The sequence below is a fragment of the Streptomyces sp. ISL-1 genome (assembly GCF_018614585.1).
Classification (GTDB): Bacteria; Actinomycetota; Actinomycetes; order Streptomycetales; family Streptomycetaceae; genus Streptomyces; species Streptomyces maoxianensis.
In genome coordinates this window covers 261,061-284,023 of record NZ_JAGGOI010000023.1, presented here as the reverse complement: position 1 = coordinate 284,023, position 22,963 = coordinate 261,061, and the positions used below count along the sequence as shown (strand labels likewise).

The window sequence follows — 22,963 nt, the reverse complement described above, 5'->3', positions numbered from 1 at the left end:
CACTTCGCTTTCAGAAGGCCGCGGTCAGCGACCGGTCTTCGGGGCCTTCCAGCGGGCGATGCCGCGGGCCACCAGATTGAGGATCATGACGAAGGCGATCAGCACCAGCGCGGCTGCCCAGGCGCGATCGTACGACGCCTCACTGCCAATCTTGTACTGGTCCCAGATGTAGAAGGGGAGCGAGGACTGGGCGCCTTCGAAGGGGTTGGAGTTGATCAGCTGGCTGCCGAAGACGAGCAAGATGATCGGCGCGGTCTCACCGGCGATACGCGCGATCGCGAGCATCACACCGGTGGTGATGCCACCGAGCGCGGTCGGGATGACCACCTTCGTGATCGTGCGGTACTTCGGCACGCCGAGGGCGAGCGATGCCTCGCGCAGCTCGTTCGGGACGAGCTTGAGCATCTCCTCGGTGGAGCGGACCACGACCGGGGTCATCAGGATCGCCAGGGCCAGGGAGCCCATCAGGCCGGACGGCTGGATGTCGGCGATGAGCATGATCGAGAGGATGAACAGTCCCGCGACGATCGACGGGATGCCGGTCATGACGTCGACGAAGAAGGTGACGGCTTTGGCCAGCGCGCCCTTGCCGTACTCCACCAGGTAGATCGCGGTCAGCAGGCCGATCGGCACGGAGATGACGGTGGCGATGCCGACCTGCTCCAGCGTGCCGATGATGGCGTGGTACACGCCGCCGCCGGGCTCGATGCCGGGGACGCCGGCCATGGAGTGCGTGAGGAAGTACGTGTCGAGCACCTTGATACCGCGGCTGACGGTCACCCAGATCAGAGAGAACAGCGGCACGATGGCGAGGATGAAGCAGACCCAGACCACGCTGGTGGCCAGCCGGTCCTTGGCCTGGCGCTTGTTCTCGACGATCGAGGTCGCGACGTACGAGATGGTCACGAAGATCAGGCCCGAGATCAGGCCCCACTGAATGCGGCTCTCCCAGCCGGCCCCGATGCCGATGCCGACGCCGAGGGCGATCGAGACGATCGCGAATCCGATGGGAGCCCAGCGGGGGAGCGACCGGCTGCTGAGGCCTCCCTTTCGGGACGGGGGCACCGGAGCGGGCCTGTCCTGTATGGCGGTATGGCTCATGCGTTGGCCCCCGAGTACTCCTTGCGGCGGGCGATGATCAGCCGCGCCGCGCCGTTGACCAGCAGGGTGAGGATGAAGAGGACCAGGCCGGAGGCGATCAGGGCGTCGCGCCCGAGCTCATTGGCCTCGTCGAACTTCGCGGCGATGTTCTGGGCGAAGGTGCCGCCGCCCGGGTTCAGCAGGTGCAGCGAGATCACGAAGCTCGGGGAGAGGACCGTGGCGACGGCCATCGTCTCGCCGAGCGCGCGCCCGAGGCCCAGCATCGAGGCGGAGATCACGCCGGAGCGGCCGAAGGGAAGGACCGACATCCGGATGACTTCCCAGCGGGTGGCGCCCAGGGCGAGGGCGGCCTCTTCGTTCATCTGCGGGACCTGCAGGAAGACTTCGCGGCTGACGCTGGTCACGATCGGCAGGATCATGATCGCGAGCAGGACGCCCACGGTGAACAGCGAGCGGGCGACGCCGATCTCGGTCTTCTCGAAGATGTACGTCCAGCCGAAGAATTCGTCCAGCCAGAGGTTGAGGCCTTCGAGGTACGGGACCAGGAAGAGGGCGCCCCAGATGCCGTAGATGATCGACGGCACGGCGGCCAGCAGATCGACGACGTAGGCGAGGGGGGCGGCGAGCCTGCGCGGCGCGTAGTGCGAGATGAACAGCGCGATGCCGACGGCGATCGGCACGGCGATCGCCATCGCGACGATCGAGCTGACCACGGTGCCGAAGAGAAGGACCGCGATGCCGAAGACCGGCGGGTTGCCCGCCGGGTTCCAGTCGAGGGTGGTGAGGAAGTTGCCTTGGTCCTTCGAGATGGCGAGCGCGGCGCGGTAGCTGAGGAACACGGCGATCGACGCCATGATCACCAGGAGCAGAATGCCAGAGCCGCGGGACAGGCCGAGGAAGACCTTGTCGCCCGCGCGGCCGGTGGATGTGCTCTTCCTGGTGACCGGCGGAGCCGGTGCTGGAGGAGGGGAGGCTATTGGTGTGGTGGAAGCCATGATCTTTCCGGTCTGTGGTGGGGAGTGGCTGGACTCCCCTGGCGGCGGTGCACCGGATGGGCAGGCCGGCGGGGGCGCATGCGCCCCCGCCGGCCTGTTCTGTTGTTACTTCAGACCCGCGACGGTCTCGCGGACCTTGGCGTTGATCTCGGCCGGGATCGGGGCGTAACCGGCGCCCGAGAGAACCTTCTGGCCCTCTTCGCTCGCGGTGTAGGTCAGGAAGGACTTGACCGTACCCAGGGTCTCAGCCTTGTTGCCGGTGTCGCAGACGACCTCGTAGGTCACCAGGACGATCGGGTAGGCGCCGTCGGCCTTGGTGGTGTAGTCGAGGCCCAGGGCCAGGTCCTTGCCGGTGCCCTTGATCTTGGCGGCGGCAATGGCCTTCGAGGCGTTCTCGGAGGAGGCCTCGACCGGGGCGGCTGCGCCCGTGTTGATCTTCACGGTCGGGATGGACTGCGAGGTCGCGTACGAGAGCTCGAAGTAACCGATCGAGCCTTCGGCCTGCTTGACCTGCGCGGCGACGCCGGAGGAGCCGGACGCGGCCTGGCCACCGGGGGCCGGCCACTTCTTCTCGGCCTCGTAGGGCCAGTCGGCCTTGGCGGTGGCGCCCAGGTACTTGCCGAGGTTCTGCGTGGTGCCGGAGTCCTCGGAGCGGTGGAAGGCCTGGATCGCCGTGTCCGGGAGCTTGACGCCCTTGTTCAGCCCGGCGATCGCCGGGTCGTTCCACTTCTTGATCTTGCCGTTGAAGATCTTCGCTATGGTCGAGGCGTCAAGGTTCAGGTTGTCCACGCCCGGCAGGTTGTAGCCGATGGCGATCGGGCCGCCGACCATGGGCAGGTTGATGCCCTGGCCGCCCTTGCAGATCTGCTTCGACTCGGCGACCTCTTCGGGCTTGAGCGCCGAGTCGGAGCCGGCGAAGCCGACCGTGCCCTGGTTGAAGGCGACGATGCCCTCACCGGAGGAGGAGGACTTGTAGTTGACTTCGACGCCGGAGCACGCCGCCATGTAGTTCTTGACCCAGAGGTCCATGGCGTTCTTCTGCGCGCTGGAGCCGGACGCAAGGAGCTTGCCCTTGGCGTCGTCGCACTTGATGTTCGATGCGGCGTTCGTCTTCTCGCCGGTGCCGCCGGTGCCGCCCGCGTTGTCGTCCGACCCACACGCCGTGAGGACCAGGGCGCCGGAAATGGCGAGGGCGCCGAGCGCGGTGGCGCGAAGCCCGTTCTTGCGCTGAAGCTTCACTTTCGGGTGTTCCTTCCAAGAGCCGCCGGACGCTGACTGTTGTCTGACACGTTCTATGGCGGCGTGTGTCGGGGTGGGGGGACCAGCACTGCGCCGGTCACCGTGTAGGGCCGAAATTAGGCAGATGAGGTGAAGCGGCCAACGGGAGAGGGTGAACGGAAGGTGAACCGTGTCGGGCAGCTAAGTGCCGGCGTACATGACCGCTTCCGCTACCCCGTCGGCACCCGCCGACACCTCACGCGGAGTGAAGGGCGTCGAGCAGAGCGTCCACCAGAATGCGGTCGCGGGGTTGGGCAAGGCGGTCGCGGGCTTCCGCCGGCGGAAGCCAGAGGATGCGGTCCACCTCCTCGCTCGGGGCGAACGAGCCCGACGAGGCTTCGGCCGCCCAGTAACTGACCTGCTTCGGCCGCCCGTTCGCAATGTAGTACGCGGTGGGCAGTCCGGCTCCCGGCGCGCAGTGGTACCCCGTCTCCTCGAGCACCTCGCGCACCGCGCCGGCGAGGGGGTCCTCGCCGCGCTTCAGCTTGCCCTTCGGGTGGGACCAGTCGTCGTACTTGGGCCTGTGTACGAGACAGATCTCGATGCCCTCGTCGCTGCGGTGGGAACGCCGCCAGAGCGCACAGCCCGCAGCCAGTACGGTGTCGTCGTTCATCGGGGGCCCCCGATCATGGGGCCGTCACCGCAGACCTCCGCCACACCTGCTGGAAGGCGTAACGGGCGGCCTCCACCTCGTGCCGCTGATCGGCATGGAGTACCCCCAGGGCGTACGCGGTGGCCGGGGCGATACGCGGAGTGCGGGCCGCGTTGGCGGCGGCAGCGGCTGCCTCGGCCGCGTCGCGGTGGCGGTCGAGGACCAGGCCCGCGTGGCACAGCACCGGGTCCGCCTCCGGGTGCAGCACCTCCTGTGCGTAGCGGTGCAGCCGCAGCAGCAGCCGCACCTGGTGCCAGGGGGCGTCCTGCGCCTCCCCGGCCGACGCGGTGGCGAGGCCGTGCACCAGGGCTTCCGCGTTGTACGGGTGCGCGGCCCGGCCCAGCGGCAGGGCGGCCACCGCTTCCAGCAGCCGCCGCTCGGCGAGCTCCGCGGGGAGCGCCAGGGCCTCGGCGGCCGGGGCGCCGGCCATCGGGCCGAGCGGCAGCTCGGAGGCGAGTACGGCGACGGAGTCGGCGACCGCGTGGAAGCGGGAGGAGCCGAGGGCCTGGAGCGCGGCGGAGTGGGCCCGGGTCCGGGCGAGGGTGAGCTGCCGTTCCAGCAGGGCGCCGGCCCGCGCGGCCCCGACGGTCAGGGAACCGGTGGCGCGCGGAGCGTCCGCGCTGCCGGCCTGGCTGACGCGGACGCCGCCGGAGCCTGTGGGGCTGCCAAGAGAGCCACGGGCCCTCGTGCTGGAATTGGGAACGACAGCCGTGCCCGGGCCCGAGCCGGAGTCGACCGCCGTGCTGGAGCCGTCACCCGCTCCCGTACGGGGTTCGCCGGAGCCCGCGGCCCGGTCGCCGGGGGCGTCTGTGCGCAGTTCCCCCCTCGCCGGCGGCAGCGGAATCGCCCCCGACAGCCGTGCCAGCGCGTCGAGGAGCCGGCTCAGCCGTGAGGTGCAGGCGTGTTCCTGGGCCAGCGTCGCGGAGAGCCAGGCCAGTTCGGTGCGCAGATCGTCCGCCCAGACGGGGTCCAGCAGCGGCCGGAAGGTGTGCAGGATCCCGCTGATACGGCGGGACGCCTGACGCAGCGCGGCGGCGGCCTCCGCCACGCCCGCCGTGTCCGCGCCGCTCTCGCTGTGCAGCCGCAGACTGCGCAGGAAGTCACCTGCCTGCGCATGGAGATACCGGGCCAGCGCATCGCCGGCCGTGATCGTGGTGGGGGGACCGGACGGGACGGCGGCCGCGTCCTGCCGGGAGAGATCAGGGCTGTGCACGCCGGCGCCTCCGGGCGTCTATGAGCATCTCCTGTACGTTCCGCAGCGGCTGGCCTTCCGGGTCCGTCGCATGCCGGGTCCATGCGCCGTCCGGGCCGAGGTGCCAGGAGGACGTGGTGTCGGACATGCCGGTCTCCAGGAGACGGGTCAGAGACGCGCGGTGGGCCGGGTCGGTGACCCGGACCAGAGCCTCGATACGGCGGTCGAGGTTGCGGTGCATCATGTCGGCGCTGCCCAGCCACACTTCGGGCTCGCCGCCGTTGCCGAAGGCGAAGATCCGGGAGTGCTCCAGGAAGCGGCCGAGGATCGAGCGCACCTGGATGTTCTCCGAGAGGCCGGGGACTCCGGGGCGTATCGCGCAGATGCCGCGGACCCAGATGTCCACCGGCACACCGGCCATGGACGCCCGGTAGCAGGCGTCGACGACCGCCTCGTCCACCATCGAGTTGACCTTGAAGCGGACGTAGGCGGGCCGACCGGCGCGGTGGTGTGCGACTTCCTTGTTGATTCGCGAAATCAGGCCGTCACGCAGGGACTTGGGGGCAACCAGGAGCCGGCGGTACGTCTCACGGCGGGAGTATCCCGACAGCCGGTTGAACAGGTCCGAGAGGTCGGCGCCGACCTGCGGGTCCGCGGTCAGCAGCCCCAGGTCCTCGTACAGCCTGGCCGTCTTCGGGTGGTAGTTGCCGGTCCCGACGTGGCAGTAGCGGCGCAGCGTCTCGCCCTCCTGGCGGACCACCAGCGACAGCTTGCAGTGGGTCTTGAGCCCGACGAGCCCGTAGACGACATGGCAGCCGGCCTCCTCCAGCTTCCGTGCCCACTTGATGTTGGCCTGCTCGTCGAAGCGGGCCTTGATCTCTACGAGTACGAGGACCTGCTTGCCCGACTCGGCGGCGTCGATCAGCGCGTCCACTATCGGGGACTCGCCGCTGGTGCGGTAAAGCGTCTGCTTGATGGTCAGCACGTCCGGGTCGGCCGCGGCCTGCTCCAGGAAGGCCTGGACGGACGTCGAGAACGAGTCGTAGGGGTGGTGCAGCAGCACGTCGCGCTCGCGCAGCGCCATGAAGATGTCGGGCGCGGAGGCCGACTCGACCTCGGCGAGGTCACGGTGAGTGCCCGCGATGAACTTCGGGTACTTCAGCTCGGGCCGGTCCAGCGCGGCGATGCCGAAGAGTCCGGTCAGGTCCAGCGGCCCGGGCAGCGGATAGACCTCGGCGTCGGACACCTTCAGCTCGCGGACCAGCAGGTCCAGCACGTAGGGGTCGATGGACTCCTCGACCTCGAGTCGCACCGGCGGGCCGAAGCGGCGCCGCATGAGCTCCTTCTCCAGGGCTTTCAGGAGGTTCTCGGCGTCGTCCTCCTCGACTTCCAGGTCCTCGTTCCTGGTCACCCGGAACATGTGGTGGGCCAGTACCTCCATGCCGGGGAAGAGCTCTTCGAGGTGCGCGGCGATGACGTCCTCGAGCGGGACGTAGCGCTGCGGTGAGGCCTCCAGGAAGCGCGACAGCAGTGGCGGAACCTTGACGCGGGCGAAGTGGCGGTGGCCGCTGACCGGGTTTCGTACCACCACGGCCAGGTTCAGCGAGAGGCCCGAGATGTACGGGAAGGGGTGGGCGGGGTCCACGGCCAGCGGGGTCAGGACCGGGAAGATCTGCTGCCGGAAGAGAGTGAACAGGCGCGCCTGCTCCTTCTCGGTGAGCTCCGGCCAGCGGATGAGATGGATGCTCTCTTCGGCGAGCGCCGGGGCGATGTCCTGCTGGTAGCAGGCGGCGTGCCGGGCCATGAGTTCGCGGGAGCGGTTCCAGATCAGGTCCAGCACTTCGCGGGGCTGCAGGCCGGACGCGGACCGGGTGGCGACACCGGTCGCGATGCGGCGCTTCAGGCCGGCGACGCGGACCATGAAGAACTCGTCCAGGTTGGACGCGAAGATTGCCAGGAAGTTGGCCCGTTCGAGGAGCGGGGTCGCCGGATCCTCGGCGAGCTCCAGGACGCGCTCGTTGAACGCGAGCCAACTGCGCTCGCGGTCGAGGAACCGCCCCTGGGGCAATTCGGTGCCGTCGCCCTCGTGATCTTCCTCGTAGGAGTCGAGGTCGGCGTCGAGATCGGGTTCCAGGTCGGAGACCGTGGCCGCGACGGTGTGCGGCCGGTGGGCGGCTATGGAACCGACGGAAGGCTGGGGGTGCTGGACCGGTACCTCGGCGGGCTGCTGGCTCATGAACCCATTCTTCCGCGTCGAGGGCATTACGGGCGCGTCGGAGAGGCCTGAGGTGAGGGGGATCTTCCCGTTCGGGGAGTGGGGTACAGCGGGCTGCATTGAGTGAGGGTCGCAAGGGCGTCTGAATGCCCGGTAACGACGACATGACGTGAGGGGAAGCGTGGCGGGACCCCCCGGGGTCGATCGCGGGGGGTCCCGTACGGCGTATGGGGCTCTGTGCGGCCTTGCGGGGGCCGGGCGCGTGTGCAGCAGCCAGAATGAGGCGGCGGGGCGGCGGCGGCAAGTGCCGGCGCGATGCCGGTGCCGAAGCGTTGCCGGACAGCGGCCGCCCCGGAGGCGGCCCGTCAGTACATCAGGATTCTGTGCGGTACATCAGGTCCACCTCATGGGTGACGAAGCCGAGGCCCGCGTACACCCGCAGCGCCGCCGTGTTGTCCGCGTCGACGTAGAGCATCGCGGTCGGCACCCCCTGCGCGGCGAGATACCGCAGGCCGATCGCGGTCAGCGCCTTGCCGAGGCCGCCGCCCTGCGCGTCGGGCCGGATGCCGACGACGTACACCTCGCCGAGTTGCTCCTCGGCGTGCACCTTCGTCCAGTGGAAGCCGATGAGCTCCCCGTCCCGCTCGGCGAGGAAGAAGCCCTTGGGGTCGAACCACGGCTCGGCCTTGCGGTCGTCGAGGTCCCGCTGGGTGACCGAGCCCTGCTCGGGGTGGTGGGCGAAGGCGGCGGCGTTCACGGCGAGCCACGCCGCGTCGTCCTGCCCGGGCACGAAGCTGCGTACGGTGACGCCCGCCGGGAACACCGGCTCGGGAATGTCCATCGGGCTCAACGGCCGCCGCAGCTGGCGCAGTTCACGGAAGAGCGTGAGCCCGAGAACCTGCGCCAGATGCCGCGCGGCGGACTTCCCGCCGTGCGCCCACACCCGCAGCCGCTTCCCGGACGCCCCCAGCAACGCGCTGCCGAGCGCCCGTCCGTGCCCACGCCCGCGATGCGCGGGGTGCACGACGAGCTCGGCGGCCGGGGCCTCGACGGGGTCGGTGTCCTCCAGTTGCGCGTACCCGATCAGCTCGCCGCCGACGGTGAGCAGGAGATGCCGTACGCCCTCCCGCTTCCCGCCGCGCAGCTGAAGCCGCCCCTGCTCGGAGACGGCCTGCATCCCGTCCGCGCGGGCGGCCTCGCGGAGCATGCCGAGCACGGCCTCGGCCTGCTCGGGGCTGAGCTCGTCAACCGTCTCGATCTGACGGCCGGGCTCCGGAATCACAGCGTCGATGCTCATGGGTCGAGGGTACGGCTGAACAGCACTTTGTCGGCGATACGGGACGGGTCCTGCGTACGGGTGATACGCGAGGAACCACCCCGATGACGAACAAAGGCAACCAGGTCGTAACCCCTACCCCCCTGTCGCGCTACGCGCGTTGACTCTAGGCTTCCGCTCGCAACCCTCACTCCACGCTGAACTGACAAGGGGACAGATGTCAGCGAGACCACACACCCACCGTGCGGCCCGCCGGAGCCGGCGGGTTCTCGCCGCGGCCGCCGGACTGGCCACCGTCGGCGCTCTCTTCGCCGCGATGCCGGCCGGTGCCGCCGTCGACGAGGGGAGCTCCGGAGCCCGGCACCACCAGCCGCGCACCGTCGATGTGCAGCTTCTCTCCTTCAACGACCTGCACGGAAACCTGGAGCCGCCCGCCGGCTCGGCCGGGCAGGTCACCCGCACGCACGCGGACGGCACCACCGAGAAGATCAACGCGGGCGGCGTCGAGTACCTCGCCACGCATCTGCGCCAGGCCCGCAAGGGCAGCAAGTACTCGGTGACCGCCGCGGCCGGTGACATGATCGGCGCATCGCCGCTGCTCTCCGGGCTCTTCCACGACGAGCCGACCATCGAGGCGCTGAACGGGCTGAAGCTCGACGTCTCCTCCGTCGGCAACCACGAGTTCGACGAGGGCGCCAAGGAACTGGCCCGCATGCAGAACGGCGGTTGTCACCCCACCGCCGGCTGCTTCGAGCAGGACAGGCCGTTCGGGGGCGCGGACTTCCCGTACCTGGCCGCGAATGTGGCGAACGAAAAGACCGGCAGGCCGCTGCTCGATCCGTACTTCATCTGGAAGAAGGACGGGGTCAAGATCGGCTTCATCGGGGTGACCCTGGAGGGCACGCCGAACATAGTCAGCGCCGAGGGCGTCAAGGGCCTCACGTTCGGCGACGAGGTCGAGACGATCAACAAGTACACCAAGGTGCTGGAGCGCAAGGGCGTCAAGTCGATCGTCGCCCTGATCCACGAGGGCGGGGCGCCTGCCTCCTCCTCGTACAACTACAACTGCGACAGCCCGGGCCCCGGCGACGGTGTCTCGGGCCCGATCGTGGACATCGCCAAGAAGATCAGCCCGCAGGTTGACGCCCTGGTCACCGGCCACACCCACCAGGCATACGCGTGCACGATCCCGGACCCGTCCGGCAAACCGCGTACGGTCACATCGGCGGCCTCGTTCGGCAAGCTGTACACCGACACGACGCTCACCTACGACCGTCGCACCAAGGACATCGTCCGTACGGCCGTCGCCTCCGCGAACCATGTCGTCACCCGTGACGTGCCGAAGGCCGAGGACATGACCCGGCTGATCGCCCGCTGGAACACGCTGGCGGCGCCGATCGCGAGCCGGCCTGTCGGCCATATCTCCGCCGACATCGAGAACCCCTTCGACGCGCCCGAGAAGCCGCTCGGCAATCTGATCGCGGACGCGCAGCTGGAGGGTCTCGCCACGGCGGACAAGGGCGGGGCGCAGCTCGCGCTGATGAACCCGGGCGGAATCCGCGCGGGCCTCGTCCACAAGGCGTCCGGCAGTGAGGGCGACGGCGTCGTGACCTACGGCGAGGCGTTCACCGTGCAGCCGTTCACCAACATGATGACCGTCGTCGACCTGACCGGCGCGCAGCTGATCACCGCACTCCAGCAGCAGGTCAGTGGCCTGAACCAGGCTTCCCCGAAGATCCTCCAGGTGTCGGACGGCTTCACCTACACCCTGGATCTGACGAAGACCGGAGCCGACCGGATCGTGGCCGGCTCGGTCAAGCTGAAGGGCGAGGCGATCGACCCGGCGAAGACCTACCGGGTCGCGATGAACGAGTTCCTGGCGGGCGGCGGCGATGGCTTCGCCGTCCTGAAGGAGCACAAGAATAAGCTGGTCGGCGCGTCCGACCTGGACATCCTCATCGCCTATCTGGCCGCGCACTCCAGCGCGAGCGCGCCGCTCGCGCCGCCGGCCACCGGCCGGATCACGGTTGTGAAGTAGCAGTATCCGCAGGCGGGACGGTGGGGCGGTGGGCCAAGTGCCCGCCGCCCCACGCGCGTTGCTGAGGCCTGATTCAGCCGTTGGTTACTGGCCAGTCCTGACCCTGGTGCTACTTGACGTGACCCCGCCATAATCCGGGGCCATGGACCGACGGAGCTTTCTCGTGGGCGCGGCAGCCGTCTCCGCGACCGCACTCATTGGCGCACCGGCCGCTGCCGCCGCGCCGCGCCGCACCCTCTCCGCGCAGGACTGGATGGCGGGGCACGGTGACGCGACCGCCCTGGCGCAGCTGACGATTCCAGGCACCCACGACTCGGGCGCGCGCTTCGGCGGGCTCTGGGCTCAGTGCCAGAACACCACCATCGCCGACCAGTTGAACAGCGGCATCCGCTTTCTGGACGTACGGTGCCGGATCACCGGCGACTCCTTCGCCATCCATCACGGGGCCGCGTACCAGAACATGATGTTCGGCGATGTGCTCATCGCCTGCCGGGACTTCCTGAACGCCCACCCCTCCGAGACGGTCCTCATGCGCCTCAAGCAGGAGTACTCCGAGGAGAGCGACGCGGCCTTCCGCCGGGTCTTCGACATCTACCTGGACGGCAAGGGCTGGCGTCCGCTGTTCCGCATCGGCGACGGACTGCCGGGGCTGGGCGAGGCGCGGGGCAAGGTCGTGCTGCTCGCAGACAACGGCGGACTGCCCGGCGTGCGGTACGGGGACGGGAATCTCTTCGACATCCAGGACGACTGGAACGCCGAACCCGGCGCCAAGTACCCCAAGATCGAGGCGCACTTCCGTAAGGCGGCGCAGCAGCCGGGCAAGCTGTACGTCAATTACGTCAGCACCTCCGCCCTGCTGCCGCCCCGCTGGAACTCCGACCGGCTGAACCCGAGGGTCCACTCCTTCATCGACGGCTCGGAGGCGGGGGGCTGGAAGGGCCTCGGCATTGTGCCGATGGACTTCCCGGGCACCCGCTCGGGCCTGGTCGATTCGCTCATCCGGCACAACCCGGCATGACCGGCTGCCGGCCGCTGAAGGCGGCCGGCATCGCCGGTCGTCGGTGACGGCCACCAGACGCGGATCCGTCGCTCCAGGCCGGCGGTTCGGCGGCCCGTAGCCGACGTTCGCCGGTGGCGGCCGTCAGGCGCGGATCCGCCGGACCAGGCGACCGCGGGTTCGGTCGGCCCCAGGTCGACGGCGATCTCGCCGATGCGGGGTCAGCCGGACGCCGGCGGCGGAGTCGCCGCCCCCGGCAGCCGGATCACCGCGCGCGTACCGCCACCGCCACCCGCGGCGGGCTCGATCGAGATCTCACCGCCCGACTGCTGGACCGTACGGGCCACGATCGACAGCCCAAGACCCGAGCCCGGCAGACTCCGCGCCGACGGCGAGCGCCAGAACCGCTCGAAGACGTACGGGAGTTCATCTGCGGGGATGCCGGGACCGTGGTCCCGTACCGTCAGCTCACCGCCCTTGAGAGCCACCTCGACCGCCGCGCCCGGTGGTGAGAACTTCACCGCGTTGTCCAGGACATTGACCAGCGCCCGCTCCAGCGCGGCCGGCTCCGCCCGTACGTACCAGGGCGACAGCTCCGCCGAGAAGGTCAGCTCCGGCCCGCGCAGCCGGGCTCGCTCCAGAGCGGCCTCGGCGATCTCGTGCAGGGCGACCACCTTCAGCGGCCCCCGGTCCGCCGCGTCGGGCCGCGACAGCTCCTGCAAGTCGCCGATGAGGGCGGCCAGTTCGGTCATCTGTGCCTTGACCGAGGCCATCAGCGCCGTGCGGTCCGCGGGCGGGATCGCCCGGCCCGTCTCCTCGCTGCGGGCCAGCAGCTCGATGTTCGTACGCAGCGAGGTCAGCGGCGTACGCAGCTCGTGCCCGGCGTCCGCGATCAGCTGCGCCTGCCGGTCGCGGGAGGTGGCGAGCGCGGCAGTCATCGAGTTGAAGGAGCGGGACAGCCGGGCGATCTCGTCCTCGCCCTCGACCGGGATGCGCACGGTCAGATCCTCGGTGCGGGCGACATGCTCGACGGCCCCGGTGAGCCGGTCGACCGGCTCGAGCCCGGCCCGCGCGACCCACAGTCCGGCGGCGCCGGCGCCGAGCACGCCGATGCCGGACACGATGAGCAGCAGGAGGGCCAGATCGCCCAGGGTGCCTTCGGTCTCCTTGAGCGGGTACCCGATCATCACGGCGGTGTCGGTCACGACCCCGCCCGCCGGGCCCTGGACAACGGCCGCGGCCGTGAGCACGCGGACATCCTTCCCCTCGGTGTCCTTGCCGTTGCGGAACGTCCAGACGGTCGGGTCCGCGTTCCGTGCCACCTCCTGGTCACCGCTCTCGACCTGGATGGTGCCGGCGGCGTCGGCGGAGACGCACGGTTTGTCGCTGTCGGCCTGGACGAGCTGGAGGTAGAAGACGGGCTTGGGGCCGTAGCCGGTCCGGGCGGAGGGGGTCTGGGAGCAGTTGCGCAGTGTGGCCGCGATTTCGTCTGCCCGCAGGGGTGCGCTCGCGGTTTTCAGCTTGGAGTCGATCTCGTCGTACAGCTTGCCGCGCACGACGAACCAGCAGGTGGTGGAGACGGCGGCGACCGCGACCGCCACCGCGACCGCCACCAGCAGCGCCAGCCGCGACCGCAGCGGCAGCGCACGGAACTTGTCGATCACTCCGGGCCGCCCGACCGCAGCGCGTACCCCACGCCGCGCACCGTGTGGACCAGGCGGGGCTCACCGGCCGCCTCCGTCTTGCGGCGCAGATACATCACATACACATCCAGCGAATTCGAACTGGGCTCGAAGTCGAAGCCCCAGACCGCCTTGAGGATCTGCTCCCGGGTCAGCACCTGGCGCGGATGCGCGAGAAACATCTCCAGCAGCGTGAACTCCGTACGGGTCAGCTCCACCCGGCGTGTGCCGCGGTGGACCTCGCGCGTCGCCAGGTCCATCCGCAGATCGGCGAAGGCCAGCACGTCGTCGTCGGGAGCCGCGCCCGCGGTCGTCGCGTACGAACTGCGCCGCAGCAGCGCGCGGATCCGGGCGAACAGCTCGTCCAGCTCGAACGGCTTCACGAGATAGTCGTCCGCGCCCGCGTCGAGGCCCGTCACGCGGTCGCCCACGGTGTCCCGCGCGGTCAGCATCAGGATCGGCGTGGTCGACCCGGCGGCGCGCAGCCGGCGGGCCGCGGTCAGTCCGTCCATCCGGGGCATCTGGATGTCGAGCACGATCAGGTCGGGCGCATACGCCTCCGCCCGGGCGAGGGCGTCCACGCCGTCGACGGCGACCTCGGTCCCGTACCCCTCGAAGGCGAGAGAACGCTGCAGCGCCTCACGGACGGCGGGCTCGTCGTCGACGATGAGGATGCGGTCGCCTTCGCGGGGGGTCGTCATGACTTCAGCCTCGCACGCGCTCAGCTGTTGCCGCCGGAGCGCAGGTCGTCGAGGCCGGCCTTGACGGTGTCGACGGGGATGGCGAATCCGAGGCCGACGCTGCCGGCGGTGGAGCCGGTGGCCGAACTGGGCGAGTACATCGCGGAGTTGATGCCGATGATCTCGCCGTTCATGTTGATGAGCGCGCCGCCGGAGTTGCCGGGGTTGAGGGAGGCGTCGGTCTGGATGGCCTTGTAGGTGGTCTTGGAGTCGCCGGTGTCGCCGTTGAACTGCTGCCCACCGAACTCGAAGGGCCAGACGTCGCTCTGCTCCTGTTGCTGCCGGCTGGGGTCCTGCTCCTTCGCGACGGTCACATCGCGGTTGAGCGCGGAGACGATCCCACTGGTGACGGTGCCGGTCAGGCCCTCGGGAGAGCCGATCGCGACGACCTCGTCGCCGACGCTGACCTTGCTGGAGTCGCCGAGGGCGGCTGCCTTGAGGCCCCTCGCGTCCTCCAGCTTGATGAGGGCGAGATCCTTGCCGGGGTCGGTGCCGACGACCTTGGCGGTGTACGTCTTGCCGTCGCTGAGCCGCGCCTTGACGGTGTCGGCCCCGGAGACGACGTGGTTGTTGGTGATGACCTCGCCGCCGGCGGTGATGATCACGCCGGATCCGGTGGACTGCCCGGAGGCGGAGGTCGCGCTGATCTCCACGATGCTCGGCGAGACGGCCCGGGCGACGCCGGATACGGTGCCGGTGCTGCTCCGCGACACGTTGGTGCCGGTCACGGAGATGCCGCCGCTCGGGTCGCCGCCGACGAACTGCCCGACGAGCGCGGAGGCCCCGCCGCCGATGACCGCGGCGCCGATGGCCACGGCGGCGATGAGAGCGACGGGCCGCTTGGCCTTGGCCCGATGCGGCGGCGCCGGCGGCGCGGGGGGCGGGGGGCCGTAGGGCTGCGGCTCAGGCTGCTGCGGGTAGCGGTAGTAGTCCGTCATGGGAGTGACTCTGGGGGCGGTACATGAGAGCAGCGTGAGGCGGCGCTGAGAACCGGGCCAGAACGGGGTATGCCCGAGTCAGGGGGTGACCGGGTCTGTGGCGGTCCCGACGGGGAGGGGCCGTGCAGGGTCGTCCCCGCAGGGGTCGAGCCCGGAGGGGCCCCGGAACCCACGCCGTACGGCACCGGGCAACCTCACGACCCGCACCGCGGACCGCCCGCACCCAGGGACCCGCACCGCGGACCGCCCGCACCCGGGGACCCGCACCGCGGACCGCCCGCACCCAGCCGACACGTGACTCAGACGGCCGAACCCAGCGACCCCCGCACCCAGGGACCCGCACCCAGCCGATCCGCACCGCGAACCCCCGCACCCAACCCCACCCCGCCGGAGGCTAACCGCACCCGCACGACCGCCGGATCACCAACCCCGACGGGAACTGCTTCACCCGCTCCCGGCGCGACCCCGCCACCCTCAAGCCGTCGTCCAGCACCAGGTCCACCGCCGCCCGCGCCATCGCCGGGCGGTCCGAGGAGATCGTTGTCAACGGGGGGTCCGTGAGCGCCGCCTCCTTGACGTCGTCGAAGCCCGCCACCGCCAGCTCGCCCGGGACGTCGATCCGCAGTTCACGCGCCGCGCGCAGGACGCCGATCGCCTGGTCGTCCGTCGAGCAGAAGATCGCCGGCGGACGGTCCGGGCCCGCGAGCAGCTTCAGGGCGACGAGATACGCGTCGTAGCGGTTGTACGGGGCCTGGAACAGCCGGTCGTCCACCGAGCGGCCGGACTCCAGCATCGCCCGGCGCCAGCCCTCGACGTGGTCGGCCACCGGGTCGCCGACCGCCGGGGTCGACTCCATGCCGCCCAGGCAGGCCACGTACGGATGCCCGTGCTCCAGCAGATGCCGCGTCGCCAGCTGCGCGCCGCCGATGTCGTCGGTGACGACCGCGACGTCGTCGATCGCCTCGGGGCGTTCATGGAGGAGAACGACCCGCGCGTCCCACGCCTCGATCTCCGCCGCCGCCCGTTCGCTGGGGCCCTGGCTGACCAGGATCAGCCCGGAGACCCGCATTCCGAGGAAAGCGCGCAGATAGTGGACCTCGCGCTCGTCGCGATAGTCGGAGTTCCCGACGAGCACCATTTTCCCGCGCTCCGCCGCGGCCTGTTCCACCGCATGCGCCATCTCCGCGAAGAACGGCTGCCGCGCGTCCGGCACGATCATGCCTATGAGGTCGGTGCGCCGCGAAGCCATCGCCTGGGCAACCCGGTCCGGCCGGTAACCCAGCTCCTTGATCGCGGCGAGCACCCGCTCGCGCGTGGCCGGCGCAACCGGCCGGGGTCCGTTGTTGATGACGTAGCTGACGACCGCGGTCGACGTACCCGCCAGTCTCGCCACATCGTCCCGCGTCACCTTGGCCACGCGCGGCAGTCTACGCGGGGTGACCTACCTCTGTGCAGGGCGTACGGCCGCTTCCCGCACGTCCGCCGGATCCTCCGGCCGGGCGACCGGAGCCGCTTCCTTCGCCTTGGCCTCCTCAGCCGCGCGCTCGACCTTCTCCGGCGCGACGAAGCGGTAGCCGACGTTGCGTACGGTCCCGATCAGCGACTCGTGCTCCGGGCCGAGCTTCGCCCGCAGCCGCCGTACGTGCACGTCGACCGTGCGCGTACCACCGAAGTAGTCGTAGCCCCAGACCTCCTGGAGCAGCTGCGCGCGGGTGAAGACCCGTCCGGGGTGCTGCGCGAGGTACTTCAGCAGTTCGAACTCCTTGAAGGTCAGGTCCAGGACCCGCCCCTTCAGTTTCGCGCTGTACGTCGCCTCGTCGACCGACAGATCGCCGTTGCGGATCTCCATCGGGGAGTCGTCCGCGGTGATGTGCTGACGGCCCATCGCCAGCCGCAGCCGCGCCTCGACCTCGGCGGGACCGGCCGTGTCGAGCAGTACGTCGTCGATACCCCAGTCCGCGGTGACGGCCGCGAGCCCGCCCTCCGTGACGACGAGGATCAGCGGACAGCCGGGTCCGGTGGAGCGCAGCAGCTGGCACAGCGATCGCACCTGCGGCAGATCGCGGCGGCCGTCGATGAGGATCACGTCGGCACCGGGGGTGTCGACTAGAGCGGGGCCCTCGGCGGGGGCCACCCGCACGTTGTGCAGAAGCAGTCCGAGGGCGGGAAGCACCTCCGTCGACGGCTGGAGGGCATTGGTCAGGAGCAGCAGAGAGCTCATCGCGCCCCACCTGCCTCGGTCGTCCTGCGGTCGTGCACGGTTCGCTCGCCCATAACGTCGGTTCCTCCTCGGTCCCTGCGAGGACGTTGCGGCATTGCTTCGTACGTTGGCTCCCGCGTCCTGAGAGCCTTTGTTCACCTATCTGTAACAACGGACAGGAAACAGAAAAGGACCCGGGGGCTACTTTGCCCGGATCCTCTCCCAGCAGGATAACCCAGATAAGTTCCTGAGCAGAGGGGTCTTTCCGCAGATCAATTGTTCTCTCGCTCACTCAGGGGCATCGGCACGCGATGCTCCTTACGGCGAACAGGGTCCGAATTGAGGCGGTATTGAGGCGGTATTGAGTCGGTGGACAAGCCGTGTACGGCAGGTGTCACGGGCGCGGTTTCACCGGGTCACAGTCGCGTGGTGACGGTCGGCTCTGTGCCTCGGCCGAAGGCCGGGATGAACGGCCCGGCAGCGGCCCGGTGGTGCGGCGGCACGCGGCGATGCACGGGGGGCGCACCGAGGCGCGTAACCGGACGAGGCCGCCGCTGTCTGCGCCCCCGCCCGCTGGTGCCGGAGCCGGGCGACGGAATGGCTCGGCGCCGCGTAGCTCATCATGGAAGCCGACGAAAGCCGACGAAAGGAGTGCCGGTATGGCAGCGGGAACGATCCGCTACTGGGCCGCGGCCAAGGCAGCCGCCGGGGTCGCGGAGGAGCCGTATGCCGCTGGAACGCTCGCCGAGGCACTCGACATGGTGCGCGAGCGGCACCCCGGGGAGCTGACGCGAGTACTGCAGCGGTGTTCGTTCCTCATCGACGGTGATCCCGTCGGGACCCGCGGCCATGAGACCGTACGGCTTGCCGAGGGCGGCACGGTCGAGGTGCTCCCGCCGTTCGCAGGAGGGTGAACCGCACATCATGAGCAGCGATCAGCAGTACCCGTACGGACAGCAGCAGTCGCCGCAGCCGTACCAGGGCCAGTACGCCGATCAGCAGCACCAGCAGGCGTATCAGCCGCCCCACCACGAGCCCGGCTACCCGGAGCCCGGCCATCAGGATCCCGCTTACCAGGAGTCGCGCGACGCCGAGGTTTCCCAGACCTGGCAGGCCGAGACCTGGGACACGCAGTATCAGCCGGTCGTGCGGCCCTCGCAGGCCGCCGCCGCCCCGGACACCGCCTATACGCGGCCGAGGGCCGCCTACCCGCTGCCGCCCGAGGCCCCGCTCCCGGCGCCGGCACCCGCCGCGTACGAGCCTCCCGCCGACCAGGCCGACACCTCCGGGTTCAGCGCCCCCACCACCGTCGGGAACGCCCGGATCACCGACGCCCAGCGCGCCCGCGCCGAGGGACGCTCGCCGATCATCGCGCCGGGCGCGCAGCCCGCCGGGCTGACCGCCGCACTCGCGCTGCTGCTCGCCGGTGGCGCGGCCATCGGCCCGTACGCCCTGCTCGTGCCGCTCGTCCTGCTGCAGGCAGTCACCGCGGCCGGCTGGTTTCGGCTGAACGGCATGTGGCCCGCCCGTCAGGGCATCGCGTTCGCCTTCGCGGGCGGCCTCGCCGCCGACGCCGTGCTGCTCTTCGTCGGCCGGGAGAACGCACCCGCCGCGATCATCGGCACCCTCGGCGTCTGGGTGCTGCTCACCCTCGTACTGCAGCTGCGCAGCCACGCCGGCGCGGACGAGAGGATGTACGGCCTGATGGCGACCGTCGCGTCCGCCGCCCTCGCGATCCTCGCGACCGGGCATCTCGCGGGCCCTGACGACGCCGTCGTCGTCGGCGCAATCGCGGTCGCTGTGGCCGTCCTGGCGCGTGCGCTGCCGTTGCCCGGCGTCGCGTCTGTCGCCGTGGCGCTGCTGGCCGCGGCCGGTGCGGGCATCGCGGCCGGCGGCCTCACCGACATGGGCGCCGGCGGCGCGCTGCTCGGGCTCGCCGCGGGTGGCTGCGCGCTGATCGGACTGCGGGTCGCGAGCTACGACTACCCGTCCCGCTTCGTGCACATGACGGCGGGCGTGGCCCTGCCGCTGACCGCCGCGGCCCCCGCCGTCTACCTGATCGGCCGCGCCCTGGTGTGACGGACCATGTCGTGACAGACCCTCTCGTGACCGGCTCCGGTGCGGCGGGTACTGGTGTGACGGGCGCTGTGTCGTCGGCCGGAACCAAAGACCCCACCCGAACGTCGATCATTCAAGGCATGGTCTCGTCCGGACTGGTTAGGCTCGCGGGCGTCACGGGGGCCAGACGGACCAGGGTGGGGGACACCGAGCAATGCGCGCACTGCGAATACTGCTGATCATCGCTGTGATCATCGGGGGCATCTTCGTCGCCGCCGACCGGATCGCGGTCAATATGGCGGAGTCCGAGGCCGCCGACAAGATCAAGAGCAGCCAGGGGCTGAGCTCGACCCCGGAGATCTCCATCAAGGGCTTCCCCTTCCTCACCCAGGTGATGGGCAAGGAGCTCGACGAGGTGGACGTCAGCCTGACCGGCATCACGGCCAACGCGGGCGGCCACTCGGTCAATGTCACCGAGGTCAGGGCCGAGCTGCGCAGCGTACGGATCGACAGCAGCTTCTCCTCCGCCGTCGCGGACCGGGCCGACGGCTCCGCCCGGATCTCCTACGCCGACCTGACGAAGGCCGCGCCGAAGGGCGCCACGATCAGCTATGCGGGGCCCGAGCGGGCGGCAAAGGGCCAGGTCAAGGTCACCGGACCGCTTGCCGAAGTGCTCGAGGGCGCGGGTATACCGGTCCCGGGCGCCCTACAGGGACTGATCCAGGGCCGCATGGTCAGCGCGTACAGCACGGTCGCACTCAAGGGCGGCAGCACGGTCCAGCTCAGGGCGGAAGAGCTGCCGAAGCTGCCGCTCCCCGGCCTGGACGACAGGCTGCGCAAGGCCATCGACTACGACCTGAAGATCGACGGGATGCCGTCGAGCATCAAGCTCGACAAGGTCGAGGCGACGGACGCCGGACTGCGCTTCTCGGGTACGGGCACGAACGTCTCGCTCGCCGGCTAGAACCGGGGGAGGGCAGGGCGGTTTCCGTCGTACACCTGCTCTATCCGGCCACATGGTGAGACAGCCCTGTCCGCTGAGTAGAAGGCGGCCGGACGCGACCCGCTCCGGAAACGCACGAGGGGCCTCCGGGGCTCCCTGCCGTCCCGCATAGTGGACGATCGCGTCTCAGAATCCGACACGCCGGTGACATGGCGGCCGACTCGTCCCTACGATCGGACACATGAAGCGACAGGCGGACCTCACGAAGCGGCGGGCAGTAGACCTGTGCCGCGTCGCCGCCATGCTCTGTCGCGCTTTCTGAGCGGGAGCTCGATTCCCGTATCCCGCCGGCCCTTTGACAGTTGTCAGGGCCACACGCCGTGCCGTACGCCGCACGTTCCGCGTACCCGCACCCCCCTCTTCGCATCACCCGCCGCACACTGCCCCGGAGGAGAAAGAGCATGAGCCGCAGCGACGTCCTGGTAGACGCCGACTGGGTCGAGGCCCACATCGACGACCCGAAGGTGGTCATCGTCGAGGTCGACGAGGACACCACCGCGTACGACAAGAACCACATCAAGAACGCCGTCCGGATCGACTGGAGGGGCGACCTTCAGGACCCGGTCCGCCGTGACTTCGTCGACCAGGAGGGCTTCGAGAAGCTCCTGTCCGCGAAGGGCATCGCGAACGACGACACGGTCGTCCTCTACGGCGGCAACAACAACTGGTTCGCCTCGTACGCCTACTGGTACTTCAAGCTCTACGGCCACGACAGCGTCAAGCTTCTCGACGGCGGCCGCAAGAAGTGGGAGCTCGACTCCCGCGACCTGGTCGACGGCTCCGAGGTCCCCAGCCGCCCGGCCGCCGAATACAAGGCCCAGGCCCAGGACACCTCCATCCGCGCCTACCGCGACGACGCCGTCGCCGCGATCGGCAACCTGAACCTGGTCGACGTGCGCTCCCCCGACGAGTTCAGCGGCAAGCTGCTCGCCCCGGCGCACCTCCCGCAGGAGCAGTCGCAGCGTCCGGGCCACATCCCGTCCGCGCGCAACATCCCGTGGTCCAAGAACGCCAACGACGACGGCACCTTCAAGTCGGACGAGGAGCTCAAGGCGCTCTACGCCGAAGAGCAGGTCGACCTCGCGAGGGACACCATCGCGTACTGCCGTATCGGTGAGCGCTCCGCGCTGACCTGGTTCGTCCTGCACGAGCTGCTCGGCGTCCAGAACGTCAAGAACTACGACGGCTCGTGGACCGAGTACGGCTCCCTCGTCGGCGTGCCGATCGAGCTCGGCGCCGGCAAGTAACCCATCCAGAGACTGACGAAGGACGACCCTATGTGTGGAGCAAAGGCCGGCGGCCCCGACGCTTCGACGATCAAGCCCGGTGAGACGACCATCCAGGGCAGCGTGACCCGTGACGGTGAGCCCGTCACCGGCTACGTCCGCCTGCTGGACTCGACGGGCGAGTTCACCGCCGAGGTCCCGACCTCGGCGACCGGACAGTTCCGCTTCTACGCGGCCGAGGGCACGTGGACGCTGCGCGCTCTCGTTCCGGGTGGCACGGCGGACCGCACGGTCGTCGCGCAGACCGGCGGCCTGGCCGAGGTGGCCATCGCCGTCTGATTCACCACGTACCGGCCGAAGGGCCGCACCCCAGGGGTTGGACGCCACTGGAACGGGGTGCGGCCCTTCGGTCGTACGCTTGAAGCATGTACGCGCGACGTCGCCACGCCTACTTTCTGCTGATGGGGACGTGCCTGGTGCTCTTCGTCTCGGCCTGGGCCGTGGTGCGCCTGTGGTCGATTCCCGTCGCCGTCGGCATGTGCGTCGTCGCCATGGCCATCCCGCCGTTCGCCGCGATGGTCGCGAACCGGCGCGGGCCCGACGACCGCTGGTGGGACGACCCGTCCGGGGACCCCAAGTCCGACGAGTGGTGGGACGAACTGGACGGCAAGAAGCGGCGGAACAACCAATGAGCGCCGGATGAGCTCCGTCGGTGAATGCCGCCGTCAGACAATCGGCCGACCAGAGAATCGGCCCGCCGGTGAATGAGCCCCGTCGGTGAATGAGTCCCGTCAGTAGACGAGGGCCTGGACGCCGTCCGCCATGATCTCGCTGACGAAGACCTGCGCGCCCGCGATCCGTACGCCGTCGAGGACATCCTTCTCCGTGATGTCCCGCCGCGCCGCGCACTGCGTGCACAGCGTGATCTGCCCCGCCGTCCTGATCGACTCGAGCAGATCCGGCAGCGGCGCCGCGTGCGGCAGTTCGAACTCCGCTGCCCTGCCGGGCAGCGCGAACCACGAGGACTCGCCGGTCAGCCAGAGCGACACCTCCACCCCGCTGGCCACGGCGATCGCCGCCACTGTGAAGGCCTGCGAGCAGCGTTCGGGCGCGTCCGCGCCGGCGGTCACCTTGATCACGAGCTTCTTCGCCATGCGCCGAACTGTAATGGGCGGCCTGTCACGCCGACCTCGCGGAGAGGGCCCGGTCCCCACCCATTAGGCTGGGCCACGGCCCCTTTACCGCTCACACAGCACATACCGAGGAGCACCCCGTGCTTGAGGCATTCTTCGAAGCCCTGCTGGTCCTGGTCTGCGTCGGCGTCCTCGCCTTCACCGGTCTGGCCGTGAAGAAGCTGTACCAGGGCCAGCGC

Annotated in this window: 22 protein-coding genes; 9 read left to right on the top strand and 13 right to left on the bottom strand. The window is 69.9% G+C overall.

Annotation, left to right across the window (positions count from 1 at the left end):
- Nucleotides 1-24: 24 nt before the first annotated feature.
- The 7 genes from pstA to mshD all read right to left on the bottom strand — a co-directional run bounded on the left by pstA (nt 25) and on the right by mshD (nt 8,730).
- Entirely contained in the window at nt 25-1,101 is a 1,077-nt protein-coding gene (gene pstA, locus J7E87_RS18090) for a phosphate ABC transporter permease PstA (RefSeq protein ID WP_215095132.1), read from the bottom strand.
- Entirely contained in the window at nt 1,098-2,096 is a 999-nt protein-coding gene (pstC, locus tag J7E87_RS18085; protein WP_215095130.1) for a phosphate ABC transporter permease subunit PstC, read from the bottom strand. The genes pstA and pstC overlap by 4 nt, the downstream gene beginning before the upstream one ends.
- Nucleotides 2,097-2,201: 105 nt before the next feature.
- Nucleotides 2,202-3,335 carry a phosphate ABC transporter substrate-binding protein PstS gene (pstS, locus tag J7E87_RS18080; RefSeq protein ID WP_215095128.1) on the bottom strand — a complete coding sequence of 378 codons (1,134 nt, stop codon included), beginning with the start codon at nt 3,333-3,335 and terminating at the stop codon, nt 2,202-2,204.
- Nucleotides 3,336-3,570: 235 nt separating this feature from the next.
- Nucleotides 3,571-3,987: an NUDIX hydrolase gene (locus J7E87_RS18075; RefSeq protein WP_215095125.1), complete on the bottom strand. Its 417-nt coding sequence runs from the start codon at nt 3,985-3,987 to the stop codon at nt 3,571-3,573.
- Nucleotides 3,988-4,000: 13 nt separating this feature from the next.
- Entirely contained in the window at nt 4,001-5,239 is a 1,239-nt protein-coding gene (locus tag J7E87_RS18070) for a CHAD domain-containing protein (protein ID WP_374195188.1), read from the bottom strand.
- On the bottom strand, nt 5,226-7,454 hold the full coding sequence (locus tag J7E87_RS18065) for an RNA degradosome polyphosphate kinase (RefSeq protein WP_215095123.1): 2,229 nt from the start codon (nt 7,452-7,454) through the stop codon (nt 5,226-5,228). Before J7E87_RS18065 ends, J7E87_RS18070 begins: the two co-directional genes overlap by 14 nt.
- A gap of 352 nt (nt 7,455-7,806) precedes the next feature.
- Entirely contained in the window at nt 7,807-8,730 is a 924-nt protein-coding gene (mshD, locus tag J7E87_RS18060; protein WP_215095121.1) for a mycothiol synthase, read from the bottom strand.
- Nucleotides 8,731-8,926: 196 nt separating this feature from the next.
- Between mshD and J7E87_RS18055 the strand changes: the two genes are divergently transcribed.
- Both J7E87_RS18055 and J7E87_RS18050 read left to right on the top strand, forming a co-directional pair.
- Nucleotides 8,927-10,747, top strand: coding sequence for a bifunctional UDP-sugar hydrolase/5'-nucleotidase (locus J7E87_RS18055; RefSeq protein ID WP_215095119.1), 1,821 nt, complete (start codon nt 8,927-8,929; stop codon nt 10,745-10,747).
- A gap of 142 nt (nt 10,748-10,889) precedes the next feature.
- The gene (locus J7E87_RS18050; protein ID WP_215095117.1) at nt 10,890-11,765 is read left to right on the top strand and encodes a phosphatidylinositol-specific phospholipase C; all 876 of its coding nucleotides are present in this window, start codon (nt 10,890-10,892) and stop codon (nt 11,763-11,765) included.
- Between the two features lie 200 nt (nt 11,766-11,965).
- Here the strand turns inward: J7E87_RS18050 and J7E87_RS18045 are convergent, their stop codons facing one another.
- The 5 genes from J7E87_RS18045 to J7E87_RS18025 all read right to left on the bottom strand — a co-directional run bounded on the left by J7E87_RS18045 (nt 11,966) and on the right by J7E87_RS18025 (nt 17,325).
- On the bottom strand, nt 11,966-13,408 hold the full coding sequence (locus J7E87_RS18045) for a cell wall metabolism sensor histidine kinase WalK (protein ID WP_215095115.1): 1,443 nt from the start codon (nt 13,406-13,408) through the stop codon (nt 11,966-11,968).
- Entirely contained in the window at nt 13,405-14,127 is a 723-nt protein-coding gene (locus J7E87_RS18040) for a response regulator transcription factor (RefSeq protein ID WP_215095113.1), read from the bottom strand. The genes J7E87_RS18045 and J7E87_RS18040 overlap by 4 nt, the downstream gene beginning before the upstream one ends.
- A gap of 20 nt (nt 14,128-14,147) precedes the next feature.
- Nucleotides 14,148-15,104: a S1C family serine protease gene (locus tag J7E87_RS18035; RefSeq protein WP_215095111.1), complete on the bottom strand. Its 957-nt coding sequence runs from the start codon at nt 15,102-15,104 to the stop codon at nt 14,148-14,150.
- A 394-nt stretch (nt 15,105-15,498) separates the two neighbouring features.
- Nucleotides 15,499-16,521, bottom strand: coding sequence for a LacI family DNA-binding transcriptional regulator (locus tag J7E87_RS18030; RefSeq protein WP_215095109.1), 1,023 nt, complete (start codon nt 16,519-16,521; stop codon nt 15,499-15,501).
- Nucleotides 16,522-16,545: 24 nt separating this feature from the next.
- The gene (locus J7E87_RS18025; protein WP_215095107.1) at nt 16,546-17,325 is read right to left on the bottom strand and encodes a response regulator transcription factor; all 780 of its coding nucleotides are present in this window, start codon (nt 17,323-17,325) and stop codon (nt 16,546-16,548) included.
- 638 nt (nt 17,326-17,963) lie between these two features.
- Between J7E87_RS18025 and J7E87_RS18020 the strand changes: the two genes are divergently transcribed.
- The 7 genes from J7E87_RS18020 to J7E87_RS17995 all read left to right on the top strand — a co-directional run bounded on the left by J7E87_RS18020 (nt 17,964) and on the right by J7E87_RS17995 (nt 22,283).
- The gene (locus J7E87_RS18020) at nt 17,964-18,218 is read left to right on the top strand and encodes a MoaD/ThiS family protein (protein WP_215095105.1); all 255 of its coding nucleotides are present in this window, start codon (nt 17,964-17,966) and stop codon (nt 18,216-18,218) included.
- A gap of 10 nt (nt 18,219-18,228) precedes the next feature.
- Entirely contained in the window at nt 18,229-19,383 is a 1,155-nt protein-coding gene (locus J7E87_RS18015; RefSeq protein ID WP_215095103.1) for a hypothetical protein, read from the top strand.
- Between the two features lie 193 nt (nt 19,384-19,576).
- On the top strand, nt 19,577-20,326 hold the full coding sequence (locus J7E87_RS18010; protein ID WP_215095101.1) for a DUF2993 domain-containing protein: 750 nt from the start codon (nt 19,577-19,579) through the stop codon (nt 20,324-20,326).
- A gap of 220 nt (nt 20,327-20,546) precedes the next feature.
- Nucleotides 20,547-20,627 carry a putative leader peptide gene (locus J7E87_RS36495; RefSeq protein WP_355172694.1) on the top strand — a complete coding sequence of 27 codons (81 nt, stop codon included), beginning with the start codon at nt 20,547-20,549 and terminating at the stop codon, nt 20,625-20,627.
- A gap of 139 nt (nt 20,628-20,766) precedes the next feature.
- Nucleotides 20,767-21,612, top strand: coding sequence for a sulfurtransferase (locus J7E87_RS18005; protein ID WP_215095099.1), 846 nt, complete (start codon nt 20,767-20,769; stop codon nt 21,610-21,612).
- A 30-nt stretch (nt 21,613-21,642) separates the two neighbouring features.
- The gene (locus tag J7E87_RS18000; RefSeq protein ID WP_215095097.1) at nt 21,643-21,930 is read left to right on the top strand and encodes a DUF1416 domain-containing protein; all 288 of its coding nucleotides are present in this window, start codon (nt 21,643-21,645) and stop codon (nt 21,928-21,930) included.
- 86 nt (nt 21,931-22,016) lie between these two features.
- Complete coding sequence (locus J7E87_RS17995) at nt 22,017-22,283, top strand: DUF3099 domain-containing protein (protein WP_215095095.1); 267 nt, start codon at nt 22,017-22,019, stop codon at nt 22,281-22,283.
- A gap of 99 nt (nt 22,284-22,382) precedes the next feature.
- On the opposite strand, the gene J7E87_RS17990 is transcribed toward J7E87_RS17995, so the two are convergent.
- Nucleotides 22,383-22,745: a DsrE family protein gene (locus J7E87_RS17990; protein ID WP_215095093.1), complete on the bottom strand. Its 363-nt coding sequence runs from the start codon at nt 22,743-22,745 to the stop codon at nt 22,383-22,385.
- Nucleotides 22,746-22,963 lie beyond the last annotated feature (218 nt).